Raw genomic sequence first — 13,899 nt, 5'->3', positions numbered from 1 at the left:
GTCATCGACCGTCCCCGCCGTTTTCGTGCGCGCTACTCGGCGACCGGGAAGAGCGAGGGGCCGTCCTCCGGCGCGCCGTCGACCTGGCCGCGGTGCTTGCCGAAGAGTTCGTCGGCGTCGTCGGCCGGGAGCCGGTCGACGTCCTCGGCGATATCGGTGACGCCCTCGTCGACGAGCTCGTCGGCGGTGTGATCGCGGGGCTCGCCGATGTCCGGCTCCTCCTCGGCGAGGCGCTGGGCCAGCGGCTCGCCCTCGCGCTCCTCGCGGGCGGTCATGCCGAACCTGTCGGCGCCGCTCCAGTGGTCCGGCGGGTCGACGACCTCGTCGCCGTCGGCATTGCGGACCTCGTCCGAGTCCAGCGCCTCGGAGGTCGGCAGCGTGTCGCCGGGAGCGTCTTCGTCCGTGCTCGGGCTGTCGGTACTCATGGTTCGGTGGTGCCCGGCGCCGGTCCGGGCAAACGTGCGGCGGTGCTCACCACCGCAGCGCCGCCGCGGAGCCGATCCGGCCGCGGCGGTAGGCGGCGGGGGTGGTGCCGGTCCAGCGCTTGAAGGCGTGGATGAACGGGGTGGCCTCGGCGTAGCCGAGCCGCAGCGCGATGTCCTCCACCGACATGGGGGTGGCGGTCAGCATCTCCTCGGCCAGGGTGTGCCGCACCTCGTCGAGCAGGCCGCGGTAGCTGGTGCCCGCCTCCGCGAGCCTGCGCCGCAGCGTGCGGGTGCTCATGGCGAGGTCGGCGGCGACCGCGTCCAGGGTGGGCGGAACGCCGGGCCCGCCCGGCCGGGCCGCGGGCAGCAGCCGCTCGCGCACCTCGGCGGCGATGCCGGTGCGGGCCCGGCGCCGCCGGACCAGGTCGCGGCACTGCCCGACGCACAGGGCCCAGGTGGCCTGGTTGGCCAGCGGCAGCGGCTGGCTCAGCAGTTCGGCGGGCACCCCGAACAGGGTGTGCGCGCGGCCGAAGGCGGGCTCGACGCCGAGCTCGGTGGCGAGCGGCTCCGGCCGCGCGGGCGCGGGGAAGGCGAACTCGGCCCTGGTGAAGGCGACCGCGCCGCCGAGCAGGTCGCTCATCACCCGGTGGATGGCGACGATGTCCCGCTCGACCAGGAACCACTGCACGTCGGCGGGGACCCGGTCGTAGTGGAACCGGGTGATCACCTCCCGCTCGCTCCACTCCACCTCCGGGGTGCAGAAGGCGAAGCCGAGGCTGTAGTAGCGCAGCGCCAGCGAGATCGCCTCGCGCAGCGTCGCGCTGCTGACGCAGGCGAAGCCGAAGATGCCGAAGGTGCTGATCCGGTAGCGGCGGCCGACCGCGACGCCGAGCCCGGAGTCGTCGGTGCCGAGTTCGCGGACCAGGGCGCGCACCACGGCCAGCTCGGTGTGCGCGTCGATCTGCCGGTCCGGGTCGGTGAGCGCGGCGGGGGTGAGGCCGGTGCCCGCCAGGATCCGCTCGGCCTGCACGCCGCGCTCGACCGCGTGCTCGACCATGACCTCGACGCTGGCGACGCCGCGCGGAAAGTCCCAGTCGCGGACCTCGGCCTGCTCGACTTCGTGCATGATCCCCAGTATGGCCGAAACTATTGATTCTTTGACCTCAGCTATTTGCTGTGTGGCCACTCACAGGCAATAGCGTAGAGGTATGTCCAGTAGTGCACCTTCGATCGTCATCATCGGCACGGGCTTCGGCGGCATCGGCGTCGCCATGGAGCTGCAGCGCGCCGGGTTCGGTGACTTCACCATCCTGGAGCGGGCGGCCGACCTCGGCGGCGTGTGGCGGGAGAACACCTACCCGGGCGCCGGGTGCGACATCCCGTCGCCGCTGTACTCGTTCTCCTACGAGCCCAAGTCCGACTGGCCCAAGCGCTTCTCCGGCCAGGCCGACATCCAGCGCTACATCCAGTCGGTGGCGGGCAAGCACAACCTGCTGCCGCGCATCCGCTTCGGCTCCGAGGTCACCGAGGCCGCCTACGACGACGAGACCGGCACCTGGACCGTGCGGCTCGCCGACGGCGCCGAGCTCACCTGTGACGTGCTGATCTCCGCGGTCGGGCAGCTCTCCCGCCCCGCGCTGCCCGCCATCCCCGGCATCGAGAGCTTCCGCGGGCAGTCCTTCCACTCCGCGGAGTGGGACCACGAGGTGGAGCTGACCGGCAAGAAGGTCGCGGTGGTCGGCACCGGCGCCAGCGCCGTGCAGTTCGTGCCCGCCATCGCGCCGAGCACCGAGCGCCTCACGCTGTTCCAGCGCTCGGCGGCCTGGATCATGCCGAAGAACGACATCGAGTACTCGCGGCTGCACCACGCCATCTTCCAGCTGCTCCCGGTGACCAGGCTGGCCGAGCGGCTCTGGTTCTGGACCTTCTGCGAGTTCCTCTCGCTCGCCCTGGTCGACGTCCCGCCGATCCGGAAGCTGGTGACCTGGATCGGCATGCGCCAGCTGCGCAAGCAGGTGGCCGACCCGGAGCTGCGCGCCAAGCTCACCCCGGACTACCCGGCGGGCTGTAAGCGCGCGCTCTTCTCCAACGAGTACCTGCCCGCGCTCACCGCGCCGAACGTCCGGGTGGAGACCACCGGCATCGCCGGAATCGAGCCGGAGGGGGTGCGCACCGCCGACGGCGAGCTGCACGAGGCCGACGTGATCGTCTACGGGACCGGCTTCAAGGGCACCGAGTTCCTGTGGCCCATGAAGATCCGCGGGCGCGGCGGGCGGAAGCTGGAGGACGACTGGGCCGACGGCGCCCGCGCCTACAAGGGCATCACCGTGCCCGGCTACCCGAACCTGTTCCTGGTGTACGGCCCGAACACCAACCTCGGCGTCGGCTCGATCGTCTACATGATCGAGTCGCAGGCGAGCTACATCCGGCAGGCGCTGGAGCGGCTCGCTCCGTACGCAGGCCGCGTGCTCGACACCCGCACCGACAAGGCTGCCGACTTCGACGCCGGGCTGCAGAAGCGCCTGGACCGCACGCCGTGGAACTTCTGCGGCAGCTGGTACCGCAGCGCGAACGGGCGGATCACCAACAACTGGCCGGGCACCGTCCTCAGCTACCGCATGCAGACCCGCAAGTTGAACCCGGCCGACCACCCCCTGCTCCCGGTCGGAGCGAAGGAGCTCTCCCGATGACATTCGACTACGACGTGCTGATCGTCGGCTCCGGCTTCGGCGGCAGCGTGAGCGCGCTGCGGCTCACCGAGAAGGGGTACCGGGTCGGCGTGGTCGAGGCGGGGCGCCGCTTCGCCGACCACGAATTCGCCAAGACCTCGTGGCGCGCCAACAAGTACCTGTGGGCGCCGTGGGCCAAGTTCTACGGCATCCAGCGGCTCACCCTGCTCGACGACACCCTGATCATGAGCGGCTCCGGCGTCGGCGGCGGCTCCCTGGTCTATGCCAACACGCTGTACGAGCCGCCGGAGAAGTTCTTCGCGGACCGGCAGTGGGCGCACATCACCGACTGGAAGTCGGAGCTGCTGCCCTACTACGACCAGGCCAAGCGGATGCTCGGCGTCACCACCAACCCGGCCACCACCGCCACCGACCGCATCCTGCGCGAGGTGGCCGAGGACATGGGCGTCGGCGACTCCTACCAGCGCACCCCGGTCGGCGTGTTCTTCGGCGGGCCGGGCACCAGGCCGGGCCAGGACGTGCCAGACCCGTTCTTCGGCGGCGCGGGCCCGGCCAGGCGCACCTGCACGCACTGCGGCGAGTGCATGACCGGATGTCGGCACAACGCCAAGAACAGCCTGGTCAAGAACTACCTCTACCTGGCAGAGCAGGCCGGGGCGGTGGTGCACCCGCTGACCACCGTCACCGACGTGCGGCCGCTCTCCGGCGGGGGGTACGCGGTCGAGACGGTCGGCACCGGGCGGGTGCTGCGCCGGAAGAAGCGCACCTTCACCGCCGAGCAGGTGATCTTCTCCGCGGCGGCGCTCGGCACCCAGCGGCTGCTGCACAAGCTGCGCGACAGCGGGTCGCTGCCGGACATCTCGCCGCGGCTCGGGTTCCTGGCGCGCACCAACTCCGAGGAGTTGCTCGTCGTGCGCACCCGCAAGGACGACACCGACTTCACCAAGGGCGTCGCGATCACCTCCTCCATCCACCCCGACGCCGACACGCACATCGAACCGGTGCGCTACGGCAAGGGAAGCAACTCCATGGCGCTGATCGGCACCGCCATGGTGGACGAGGTGGACGGCGTCTCCAAGGGCAGGCTGTGGTGGCGGCAGATGGTGCGCAACCGGCGCGACTTCGCGCGCATGCACAGCCCGCGGCGCTGGTCCGAGCAGATGATCGGGCTGCTGGTGATGCAGTCGCTGGACAACTCGATCACCACCTACACCAAGCGCGGGCTGCTCGGCCGCCGGAAGATGCGCACCAAGCAGGGTGAGGGCGCGCCCAACCCGACCTGGATCCCCGCCGGGCACGAGGTGGCGAACCGGATCGGCGAGAAGATCGACGGCTTCCCCTCCGGCGCCATCAGCAGCCTGTTCAACATCCCGATGACCGGGCACTTCATCGGCGGCTGCGTGATCGGCGACTCGCCGGAGAGCGGCGTGGTCGACCCGTACCACCGGCTGTACGGGTACCGGGGGCTGCACGTGATCGACGGCTCGACGATCACCGCGAACCTCGGGGTGAACCCGTCGCTGACCATTACCGCGCAGTCCGAGCGGGCGGTCGCGCTCTGGCCGAACAAGGGCGAGGCCGATCCGCGGCCCGCGCTCGGCTCGGCGTACCGGCGGATCCAGCCGGTGGCGCCGCGCAAGCCGGTGGTGCCGGAGACCGCGCCGGGGGCGCTGCGGCTGCCGCTGGTGGAGATCACCAGCAAGGGCAAGCCGGTTCCCGCGGGGGAGTAGGTCGTAACCGAAGGGGCGTCCGGGTCGGCGGGCGCCCCTTCGGCGTGTCGCGCGGGCCGTGCTCCCGGACAGCAAGTGACCCGTGATTCTGCCCGGATTCGCCCGCGCCCAGGAGATCGATGCTGTTCAGGGGGGCTGTCGATCAGTTCTACCGAAACCGTTCGACGCCGCGCGCGCCGTTGATAGTCTGAATGCGTTCCGACTATCACATTGCGGTGTTCGAGGAGGTCGTGGTGGTCGCATCGATCGCATCGAGCACCCGAACCCTCGGGCGCGGGGTCCGGCTCGGGGTGCGGGCCACCGCGCTCATGGGGTACGACCTGGCGCGCGGGCGTTTTCCGCTGCGCGAGGCGCTGGTCCAGGCCTGGTTCTTCACCTCGGTCTCGATGTTGCCCGCGATTCTGATCTCACTGCCCATGGGCGTCGTCATCGCGGTGCAGGTCGGCAGCATCACCGAGAACATCGGCGCGGGCTCGATGGCGGGGGCGGTCGGCGGCATGGGGGTCATGCAGCAGATCGCGCCGCTGGCGGCGGCGCTGCTGGTCGGCGGGGCCGGTGCCTCGGCCATCGCCTCCGACCTCGGCGCCCGTACGGTGCGCGAGGAGATCGACGCGCTGCGCACCATGGGCATCGACCCGCACCGCAGGCTCGTGGCTCCGCGCATCCTGGCCATGACGGTGGTCGCGCCCATGCTGGCCGTGCTCGTGATTCTGATGAGCATCCTGGCCGGTTTCTTCGTCGCCTCGGTCGGCCAGGGCGTCGCGCCCGGCTCGTACTGGCTCTCCTTCGGCAGCTTCGCCACCGTGACCGACCTGATGATCTGCCTGGGCAAGTCGGCGGTCTTCGGCTACCTGGTCGCGGTGATCGCCGGGCAGCGCGGGCTGGAGGCGGGCGGCGGGCCGAAGGGCGTCGCCGACTGCGTGAACGCCGCGGTGGTGCTCGGCATGCTGGCCTGCCTGGTGGTGAATCTGGTGATCACCCAGCTGGTGCTGCTCTTCCTGCCCATGGGGTTCCTGTGACCGCCGCGGCGCCCGGCGGCGGGCGGGTCAGCAGGCCGTCGGCCTACCGGCCGACCGGGCTGCGCTGGACCAGGCGGCTGCGGCGCGGCTGGGAGCCACTGGAGGAGCTGGGTTTCCAGCTGCGCTTCGGGGTGGCGGCGGTGCTCGGGATCGGGCACGCGCTGCGCAACTACCGGAGGCAGACGGTCGCCGTCTTCACCGACCTGGCCTGGGGTAACGGCCGCTCGGTGATCGTCGGCGGCGGGGTGGCGCCGGTGCTGGTGATCATGGGCGTCGTCGCCGGGGCGATGATCGGCATCCTCGGCTTCACCGCGCTGGACATGCTCGGCATGGGGCCGCTGGCCGGGGCCATGTCGGCGCTGGCCAACCCGCGCGAGCTGGCGCCGCTGGTGGCCGCGGTCGGGTTCGCCGCGCAGGCCGGGTGCCGGATGACCGCCGAGATCGGCGCCATGCGCATCTCCGAGGAGATCGACGCGCTGGAGGCGCAGGCCATCGACCCGATCCCGTACGTCGTCTCCACCCGGCTGATCGCGGCGGTGATCACCGTGGTCCCGGTCTACCTGATCGCGCTCGCGCTCGGCTTCTTCACCACCGACCTGGTGGTGACGGTGGTGCAGGGGCAGGGCTCGGGGGCGTTCGGGCACTACTTCCGGATGTTCGTGAGCGGCCCGGACCTGGCCTTCTCGCTGCTCAAGGTGGTGGTGTTCGTGCTGCTGGTCACCGCGGTCCACGCCTACCAGGGGTTCTACGCCACCGGCGGGCCGGAGGGGGTCGGCATCGCCTCCGGGCGGGCCATCCGGGCCAGCCTGGTGCTGATCGCGATGAGCGACATGGCGCTCACCATCGCGATCTGGGGGTTCGACACCGATATCGGATTCACGGGGTGAGCGGGCGATGAGCCGGGCGAGAAGTTTCGCGGTGCGCGGGCCGGGCCGGGCCGGGCTGCGGCTGCGCGGGCTGGTGCTGCTGGTCGCGCTGGTGCTGCTGACCGGGGCGGTCTGGCGCACGCTGGAGCCGAGCCGGGACGGGCAGGTCGAGTTCGACCTGGTGGTCTCCGGGCTCGGTGACGGCGCCGGGCCCGGCACCCCGATCCGGCTGCGCGGCATGGCGATCGGCGAGGTGGTCGAGGTGCGGCCGGTCGGTGTGCAGCGGCACCGGCTGACCGTCGGGGTGGACGCGGAGCGGCTGCCCGAGCTGAGCACGACCACCCGGCCGCGATTCGTCTCGGCGACGGTCTTCGGCTCCACCGCACTGGAGCTCACGCCCATGCCGGGCGGGGCGCCGCTCGCCGCGGGCGCGGTGCTGGAGCCGGCGGAGCGGGTCGACAACTTCACCGTCACCCGGATCCTGCGCGAGTCGAACCGGGCCGTCGGCGACATCCTCACCGAGCGGCTCGCGGTCTCGCTGGAGAACGCGGCCGGGCTCACCGAGGCGGGCGCGCCGCTGCTCACCTCGGCGCTGCTGCTGGCCCGCAGTTGGCAGCGCGCCCAGCAGGTGCCGCTCGGGCAGGTGCTGAGCACCACCGCCGACGTCACCGAGGGCGTCGCCGCGTTCGGGCCGTCGGCGCTCGGCATCCTCACCGCGCTCGCCTCGGTCGAGGAGCTGGACGACGACGCCGCCACCAAGCAGGCGTCGGCCACCATCTCCGAGGTCTCCAACCTGGTCTTCGCCTTCGCGGGCGAGCTGGTCGGCGCGCTCGGGCCGATGGCGAACGCGGTGGACATGCTGCTGGACATGGTGATCCCGCTGAACCAGGCCATGCGCGGCGTCACCCCCGGCCACGTCGAGGCGCTGCTGGCCGGGTTGGACGGCGCGCTGCAGAACCGGGACGGGCAGATCACGCTGAACACCGAGATCGTGCTCGGGGGGCCGCGATGAGGACGCCGCGCGGCGCCGCCGTGCGCCTGACCCTGCTGCTGCTCGTGGTGATCGGCATCGTCACCCTGGTCGTGCAGGCCATCGAGCGCCCGGTCGGCGGCGAGACCCGCGGCTACGAGGCGGTCTTCGGCGACGTCTTCGGGCTGCGCGCGAACGCCGACGTGCGGCTGCGCGGCGTCCAGGTCGGCAAGATCACCGACGTCGAGCTGACGCCGGAGCACACCGCGCTGGTGCGCTTCACGCTGCTCACCGAGTACCCGCTGCGCAGCACCGACCAGGTTGCCATCCGCTTCCAGAACCTCACCGGCCAGCGCTACCTCGCGATCACCAGGGAGGGCGACGGCGCGGAGCTCGCACCCGGCGAACCGGTCCGCAACACCGTCGACTCCTTCGACATCACCACCGTCTTCAACGGGCTGCGCCCGCTGCTGAACGAGGCCGACCCCGAGGTCTACAACCGCTTCCTCACCAATGTGGTCGCCATGATCGACGGCACCGGCGGCGACCCGGCCCCGCTGCTCCGCGACGTCGCCGCGCTGGCCTCCTACGCCGAGGACCGCACCGCCGTGATCAGCACCATCGTCGCCAACCTCGACCAGCTGTCGCAGCGGCTGCGCGGGCGCTCGGCGAACCTGGAGAACATCCTGCGGGTCTTCCACTCCATCTTCATGCCGGTCGCCGGCCGGATGGAGGAGTTCCTCTCGCTGATGGACAAGGGCTCGGTGGAGATGAGCGAGGTGGTGCGCACCGCCGACGCGCTCGCGCTGCTGCTGCTCGGCGCCCGCGACTCCTCGGACGCGCTCACCGAGCGGATCCGGCTCGCCATCCCGGACACCACCGAGGCGGTGCGCTCGCTCTCCCAGCTGCCCGGGCTGCTGGAGTCGCTGAACGCGCTCATCCCGTCCGAGGAGCCGGACCGGCAGTGCGCGCACGGCGCCTTCCCGATGCCGGTCGACGCCACGGTGCTGCTGCACGGCCGCGCCCTGACCGTCTGTGCGGGTGCGCCGTGATGACCGGCCGCGGCTCGCGGTCCGCGATGGCCGCTCGGGAGGGAGGAGCGCCGTGACCGTCCGTGTGCGGAGGAGCGCCATGACCTTCGGCGCGGAGGAGGCGACGCCGCGCTCCCAGCTGATCTGGGCGCTGCTCAGCGTCGTCGTGCTGACCGTCGGCTTCGCCACCGTCGGGGTGCTGTACCTGCGCCCGCCCGGCTCGGTCACGCACCACCTGTCGCTGCCGGAGAGCGGCGGGCTGAAACCGGGCGACGGGGTGCGGATCGCCGGGGTCGCGGTCGGCCGGGTGCTCTCCGTCGAGCTGGCCGACGCGCACGTCGACGTCGCCTTCGAGGTCGACGCGGCGCACCGGCTCGGCGACGCCACCGCCGTCGACGTCCGCATGCTCACCCCCGTCGGCGGGCTCTACCTGGCCCTGCTGCCCGCGGGCGACGGGGTGCTGCACGGTGCCATCCCGGCCGAGCGGGCCCGGCTCCCGTTCGTGGTGAACGACCTGCTGCCGGAGACGGTCCGGGTGACCGACCGCGCCGACACCGCCGCGCTGCGCGCCACCCTGGAGGGCTCGGCGGCCGCGCTCACCGGCGCGCCCGGCGCGGTGCGGGAGTCGGTCACCGCGCTGAGCACGGTGATCGGGGCGCTGGCCGAGCAGCGCACCCAGGTGCAGGACCTGCTGTCGCTCTCCAACGAGTACCTGGCCACCGTGCACGACAACGAGCAGCTCGCCACCGAGGTGATCCGCGCCTACGCCATCCTCGGCCCGCAGATCGTGGCCGCCCGGTCCAAGGTGGAGATCTTCGCCGACAAGGTGACCGCGGTGGTCGGGCTGCTCTTCGACTTCCTCAGCGGCCCCTACGCCGAGAAGCTGGAGCCGCTGTTCTTCCCGCTGGAGGAGAGCCGCGACCTGAGCGTCCGGCTGCTCGCCGACACCGACCGCATGATCGACGCGCTCACCGGCACGCTCGGGCAGCTGGCCGCGGTGGCCGGGCCAGAGGGGACCGCGCTGATCGACCAGAGCGGGCTGACCGTCCAGCGGCCGGACGTGTGCCTGCCGGTCCCGGGAGCGGGGTGCTGAGATGAGCGTTCGGGTCGGGCTCGGGATCGTGCTGGTCGCCGCGGTGGCCGCGACCGGCGCCGCGGTCGGGGTGGACTGGGGGGCGGGGGAGACCCGTGCGGTCTGCGCCGAGTTCGACACCACCTACGGGCTGTACGAGGACGCCGCGGTGACCATCCGCGGGGTGCCGGTGGGGTCGGTCTCGGCGCTGGAGCCGGAGGGCGATCGGGTCCGGGTGCGGATGCGCATCGGCGCCCGGCCGCTCCCCGCCGACGTGCGCGCGGTGGTGGTGAACTCCTCGCTGCTCACCGACCGGCGGGTCGAGCTGGTGAACGCCGACTACCCGGGCGGGGCGCTGCTGCCGGAGGACCGCTGCATCGCGAAGGAGCGCACCGAGACCCCGCTCAGCGTCTCCACCGCGCTGCGCTCGTTCACCGGGCTGCTCGACGAGATGACCAGGCCGGGGCCGGACGGGGTTCCGCCGCTGCAGGCGGTGCTGGCCGGGGCGGACCGGGAGCTCGGCGGGCTCGGCCCGCAGCTGCGCGAACAGCTGCGCGCGCTGGCCGAGCTCACCTCGTCCCCGGACATCTTCATGGGCGAGCTGGGCGCGGTGCTGGACAACTCCGCCGCGCTTACCACCTTCCTGACCAGGGAGTGGGGCGACATCACCACCACGCTCACCACCTTCGGGCCCGGGCTGGAGCTGCTGGAGAGCAGCCTGGTGATCGTCAAGACCATGGTCGGGAAGCTGGCGGCCGCGGTCGAGCCGATGGATCGGCTGTTCAACCAGCACTTCCCGTACCTGATGGACATGCTGGAGTCGTCGATCCCGGCGGTGACGCTGGCCCGGGTGCGCGCCGAGGAATCGCAGGACGTGCTGAACACGGTGCCGGGGGTCATGGCGATGCTGCGGGCCATGATCGGGCAGGCGGGGGTCGAGGTCGGGTACCGGGGGCCGGAGGTCGTCCTCGCCGGTGATCCGGCCGCGCTCTGCGCCGGGGTCCCGGAGTGCGCGCCGCTCTCCGGGGCGGCGGCGCAGATGCCGTTGCCGCAGGCGGTGTTCGCGATCGCGGGAGGTGCGCGATGAGCGTGCGAGCGGGCGGAGGCGAGGTGCCGCCGCGGCCGGAGGGGATCGCGGCGACCGGGCCCCGCTCCGGTGACAGCGCCTGCGGGTGGCTCCGCTCGATGCGAGTCTCCGCGCACGGGTTCCCGGCCGTGGGGCGGGTGCGGCGGAGGACGGCGAGCCGGATCGGTGCGCGGGTCGTGGTGCTGGTCGCCGTGGTCGCGGCGGTTCTGGCGGGCTGTGGCTTCGACCCCTCCGACCACGCGCTGCCCGGCACCGGCGTCGACGGCCCCACCTACCGGCTGGAGCTGGAGTTCGACTCGCTGCTGAGCCTGCCCGCCGGGGCGGCGGTGCGCAGCGACGGCGCCGAGGTCGGGACGCTGCGCGGGATCGAGCTCGCCCCGCACGCGGCGATCGCGCGCATCGAGGTGCGCGCGGACGCCCGCTTCCCGCGCGGCACCCGCGCCGAGCTGCGGCAGACCACCGTGCTCGGCGACATCTACCTGGCGCTGCTTCCCCCGCTCGACGGCGGCGCCGACCTGCTGCGCGACGGCGACACCATCCCGCTGCGCGACACCGACCCCGGCCCGCAGCTGGAGCAGATCCTGGACCGGATGGCCATGTTCGTCAACGGCGGCAGCCTCACCCGCATGCAGGACGCGATCGAGCAGCTCAATGCCGCGCTCCCCGCCGACCCGGCCGAGACCGCCGAGCTCAGCGGCAGGCTCGCCGCCGACCTCGGCACCACCGCCGACCACATCCCGGACCTGGACCGCATGCTCACCGCCACCGACGCCACCACGGCGCGGCTGCACGAGATGCGCGACGAGGTCGGCTTCCTGTTCTCCGAGACCGCGAAGCGCAGGCTCGGCCGGGTGCCCGAGTTCATGACCGCGGTGCTCAATGTCGTCATCGACGTCAGCACCCTGACTACCGGCCTGGACTGGACGATTCCCCGGCTGCCGCACCTCAACGTCTCCCTGGAGCAGTCCGCCGCGCTGCTCCGCGAGCCCTCCGCCGACCCGCGGGTCTGGGTGGGCAGCGGGGCGCGGATCCCGGAGCTGATGTCGGGCAAGACCATCCCGTTCCTCACCGACCCCGCGATCGACGTGCGCACCGTGCGGGTCGAGGGCCGGCCAGAGGTCGATGCCGCGGTGCTGCTGCGGTTGATCGGAGCTGCGCCGTGACCCGCATTCCTGCTTGGCTCTCCGGACTCGTCCTGACCGTGGTGACCGCGCTCGGCGGCGGTTACCTCGCCGTCGGCGTGCTCGGCAACGACCCGACCGTCGAGCGCCGCAGCGCCGAGGTGCTGATGGCGCACGCCGCCGGGCTGCGGGCCGGGTCCGAGGTGGTGTACCGCGGGGTCGACATCGGGACCGTGCAATTCGTGCGGAGCGTGCGCGACGGGGTCCGGGTGGGGATCGAGTACGACGCCGCCTACCGCATCCCCGCCGACAGCGCGCTCGCCGTCGAGAACCTCTCGGCGCTCGGCGAACCCGTCTTCGCCTTCCTGCCCGGCGCCGACACCGGCAGCCACCTGCCGGACGGCGCGCAGCTCACCGGCACCGTCGAGGCGCCGACCGCGGTGCCGGAGCTGCTCGCGGGCACCTCGACGCTGCTCGACCAGGTCGACTCGGCCGCGGTGAGCAGGCTGGTCGAGACCTTCGCGACCGCGGTGGACGGCGCGGGCGCGGTGACGCCCGCGCTCGCCCGCGCCGCCGACCTGCTCGCGCAGACGCTCGCCAGGCACCAGCCCTCGCTCGACATCGTGCTGCGCGACCTCATGCGGCTGATGCCCGAGCTCGGCTGGGTCAAGCCGGTGCTGACCGCGGCGCCGCCGCAGCTGGACAAGTTCGGCGACACGCTCGGCGTCTCCTACGAGTACCTGTTCGAGGGGTCGGTGCTGCTCCGCGGCGAGGAGGTGCTCGGCTCGTGGCGCGCCGAGGAGGCGCAGCTCGTCGACTTCCTGCGCCGCTTCGCCCCCGAGCTCGGCGCGCTCGGCGTCGCGCTGCGCCCCGTCACCACCGCCACCGGCCCCGTCCTCGGCGCCGTCGACATGGCCACCCTGCTCGACCAGGCCCTCACCTCCCTCCCCGGCGACCGCCTCCGCATCACCCTCGCCCCGCCCGCCCCCGAAGGACCCCGATGAGCCCGCACCCGCCCGCCCCCGACGGCCCCGACCCCGCCCCCACCGCCCCGCACCGTGCGGGTGCGGCCACTGAGTCCTCGGACCCGGAGCCGGCAGAGCGCGGGGATGGCGAGAAGGCCGGTGTGGTCGGCAAGGAGACCGGTGTGGTCGGCACGAAGACCGGTGTGGTCGGCACGAAGACTGACGCGGACAGCAACGAGACCGACGCGGACAGCGCGAATACCGACGCGGGCAGCAAGGACACCGACGCGGTCGGTACCCGCACAGACAAGTCGAGCGGCGCTACAGCGCCAGGCGATATGGGCGGCACGGTGAACGCACCCTTGCTCAGAGCAGCCCTGAACCGCACGTTCCTGACAGCGACCACAGCCATCGCCACCGCAGCAGCCATCGTCTTCGGAACCCTCTGGGCAACAGACAATTCCGCCGAAGAACTCGACACCCTGCGAACAAACCTCGCCACGGACGAAGCAGCCGAAAAAGCCGCCTCGACCTACGCCCTGAACGTCTCCCAGGTCGACCCCACCGACATCGAAGGCTGGCGAAAACAGCTGCAAACCGAGGTCACCCCCGACCTCGCCCCCAAACTCTCGGCAGCGGTGGACGTCGTCGGCCCCTGGCTCACCCAGATGGAGTACACCTCCACCGCCGAGGTCCTGGCGGCAGACGTGAGCGCCCGCGAGGGCGACCTCTACACCGTCCAGGTCTTCGTCGACATGAAGTCCCGCAGCCGCCAGACCCCCGACGGCGTCACCGCGACCGCCGCCTACACCGTCACCCTCGACCGCGCCGCGAACTGGACCATCACCGACGTCGGCGGCGTCACCCCCGACCTCCCCGGCCCAGCACCCCGCTGATCGCGGCCCCCGTCCCGACCCCAGGAG

The 13,899-nt window shown here is 72.4% G+C and carries 13 protein-coding genes; 11 read left to right on the top strand and 2 right to left on the bottom strand.

What is annotated here, in order from left to right; genetic code table 11:
- Positions 1-32 precede the first annotated feature (32 nt).
- On the bottom strand, positions 33-425 hold the full coding sequence (locus tag ACFUUZ_RS21950; protein WP_378699029.1) for a hypothetical protein: 393 nt from the start codon (positions 423-425) through the stop codon (positions 33-35).
- Between the two features lie 46 nt (positions 426-471).
- Entirely contained in the window at positions 472-1,551 is a 1,080-nt protein-coding gene (locus ACFUUZ_RS21945) for an AraC family transcriptional regulator (protein WP_378699027.1), read from the bottom strand.
- Between the two features lie 82 nt (positions 1,552-1,633).
- Here ACFUUZ_RS21945 and ACFUUZ_RS21940 point away from each other — a divergent pair, with 82 nt between their 5' ends.
- The 11 genes from ACFUUZ_RS21940 (at position 1,634) to ACFUUZ_RS21890 (ending at position 13,872) form a co-directional block, all read left to right on the top strand.
- Positions 1,634-3,115: a flavin-containing monooxygenase gene (locus ACFUUZ_RS21940; RefSeq protein WP_378699024.1), complete on the top strand. Its 1,482-nt coding sequence runs from the start codon at positions 1,634-1,636 to the stop codon at positions 3,113-3,115.
- The gene (locus ACFUUZ_RS21935) at positions 3,112-4,845 is read left to right on the top strand and encodes a GMC family oxidoreductase N-terminal domain-containing protein (protein WP_378699022.1); all 1,734 of its coding nucleotides are present in this window, start codon (positions 3,112-3,114) and stop codon (positions 4,843-4,845) included. Before ACFUUZ_RS21940 ends, ACFUUZ_RS21935 begins: the two co-directional genes overlap by 4 nt.
- A 233-nt stretch (positions 4,846-5,078) precedes the next feature.
- Complete coding sequence (locus ACFUUZ_RS21930; protein ID WP_378699020.1) at positions 5,079-5,864, top strand: MlaE family ABC transporter permease; 786 nt, start codon at positions 5,079-5,081, stop codon at positions 5,862-5,864.
- A complete protein-coding gene (locus ACFUUZ_RS21925) occupies positions 5,861-6,751 on the top strand; it encodes an ABC transporter permease (RefSeq protein WP_378699018.1) in 891 nt (296 codons plus the stop codon). The genes ACFUUZ_RS21930 and ACFUUZ_RS21925 overlap by 4 nt, the downstream gene beginning before the upstream one ends.
- A gap of 7 nt (positions 6,752-6,758) precedes the next feature.
- Positions 6,759-7,742, top strand: coding sequence for an Mce family protein (locus ACFUUZ_RS21920; RefSeq protein WP_378699016.1), 984 nt, complete (start codon positions 6,759-6,761; stop codon positions 7,740-7,742).
- Positions 7,739-8,752 carry an MlaD family protein gene (locus ACFUUZ_RS21915; protein WP_378699013.1) on the top strand — a complete coding sequence of 338 codons (1,014 nt, stop codon included), beginning with the start codon at positions 7,739-7,741 and terminating at the stop codon, positions 8,750-8,752. Before ACFUUZ_RS21920 ends, ACFUUZ_RS21915 begins: the two co-directional genes overlap by 4 nt.
- 52 nt (positions 8,753-8,804) lie before the next feature.
- Positions 8,805-9,824 (top strand): MlaD family protein, encoded by a 1,020-nt coding sequence (locus ACFUUZ_RS21910; protein WP_378699011.1) that lies wholly within the window; start codon positions 8,805-8,807, stop codon positions 9,822-9,824.
- Position 9,825: 1 nt separating this feature from the next.
- Positions 9,826-10,890 (top strand): MlaD family protein, encoded by a 1,065-nt coding sequence (locus tag ACFUUZ_RS21905; RefSeq protein WP_378699009.1) that lies wholly within the window; start codon positions 9,826-9,828, stop codon positions 10,888-10,890.
- Positions 10,887-12,053, top strand: coding sequence for an MlaD family protein (locus ACFUUZ_RS21900; RefSeq protein WP_378699007.1), 1,167 nt, complete (start codon positions 10,887-10,889; stop codon positions 12,051-12,053). The genes ACFUUZ_RS21905 and ACFUUZ_RS21900 overlap by 4 nt, the downstream gene beginning before the upstream one ends.
- Positions 12,050-13,015 (top strand): MlaD family protein, encoded by a 966-nt coding sequence (locus ACFUUZ_RS21895; RefSeq protein WP_378699005.1) that lies wholly within the window; start codon positions 12,050-12,052, stop codon positions 13,013-13,015. Before ACFUUZ_RS21900 ends, ACFUUZ_RS21895 begins: the two co-directional genes overlap by 4 nt.
- Positions 13,016-13,137: 122 nt before the next feature.
- Complete coding sequence (locus tag ACFUUZ_RS21890) at positions 13,138-13,872, top strand: hypothetical protein (protein ID WP_378699003.1); 735 nt, start codon at positions 13,138-13,140, stop codon at positions 13,870-13,872.
- The last annotated feature ends 27 nt before the right edge of the window (positions 13,873-13,899 follow it).

Source organism: Nocardia sp. NPDC057353 (genome assembly GCF_042667085.1).
GTDB lineage: Bacteria > Actinomycetota > Actinomycetes > Mycobacteriales > Mycobacteriaceae > Nocardia.
The sequence above is the reverse complement of the archived record's forward strand: the minus strand, read 5'-3'. Positions and strand labels throughout refer to the sequence as shown.

What these genes read in the sequence shown, in the direction of transcription:
- ACFUUZ_RS21945 (WP_378699027.1), bottom strand. Translation starts at nt 1,551, where the DNA reads ATGCACGAAGTCGAGCAGGCCGAGGTCCGCGACTGGGACTTTCCGCGC.
- ACFUUZ_RS21920 (WP_378699016.1), top strand. Translation starts at nt 6,759, where the DNA reads ATGAGCCGGGCGAGAAGTTTCGCGGTGCGCGGGCCGGGCCGGGCCGGG.
- ACFUUZ_RS21950 (WP_378699029.1), bottom strand. Translation starts at nt 425, where the DNA reads ATGAGTACCGACAGCCCGAGCACGGACGAAGACGCTCCCGGCGACACG.
- ACFUUZ_RS21935 (WP_378699022.1), top strand. Translation starts at nt 3,112, where the DNA reads ATGACATTCGACTACGACGTGCTGATCGTCGGCTCCGGCTTCGGCGGC.
- ACFUUZ_RS21905 (WP_378699009.1), top strand. Translation starts at nt 9,826, where the DNA reads ATGAGCGTTCGGGTCGGGCTCGGGATCGTGCTGGTCGCCGCGGTGGCC.
- ACFUUZ_RS21940 (WP_378699024.1), top strand. Translation starts at nt 1,634, where the DNA reads ATGTCCAGTAGTGCACCTTCGATCGTCATCATCGGCACGGGCTTCGGC.
- ACFUUZ_RS21915 (WP_378699013.1), top strand. Translation starts at nt 7,739, where the DNA reads ATGAGGACGCCGCGCGGCGCCGCCGTGCGCCTGACCCTGCTGCTGCTC.
- ACFUUZ_RS21900 (WP_378699007.1), top strand. Translation starts at nt 10,887, where the DNA reads ATGAGCGTGCGAGCGGGCGGAGGCGAGGTGCCGCCGCGGCCGGAGGGG.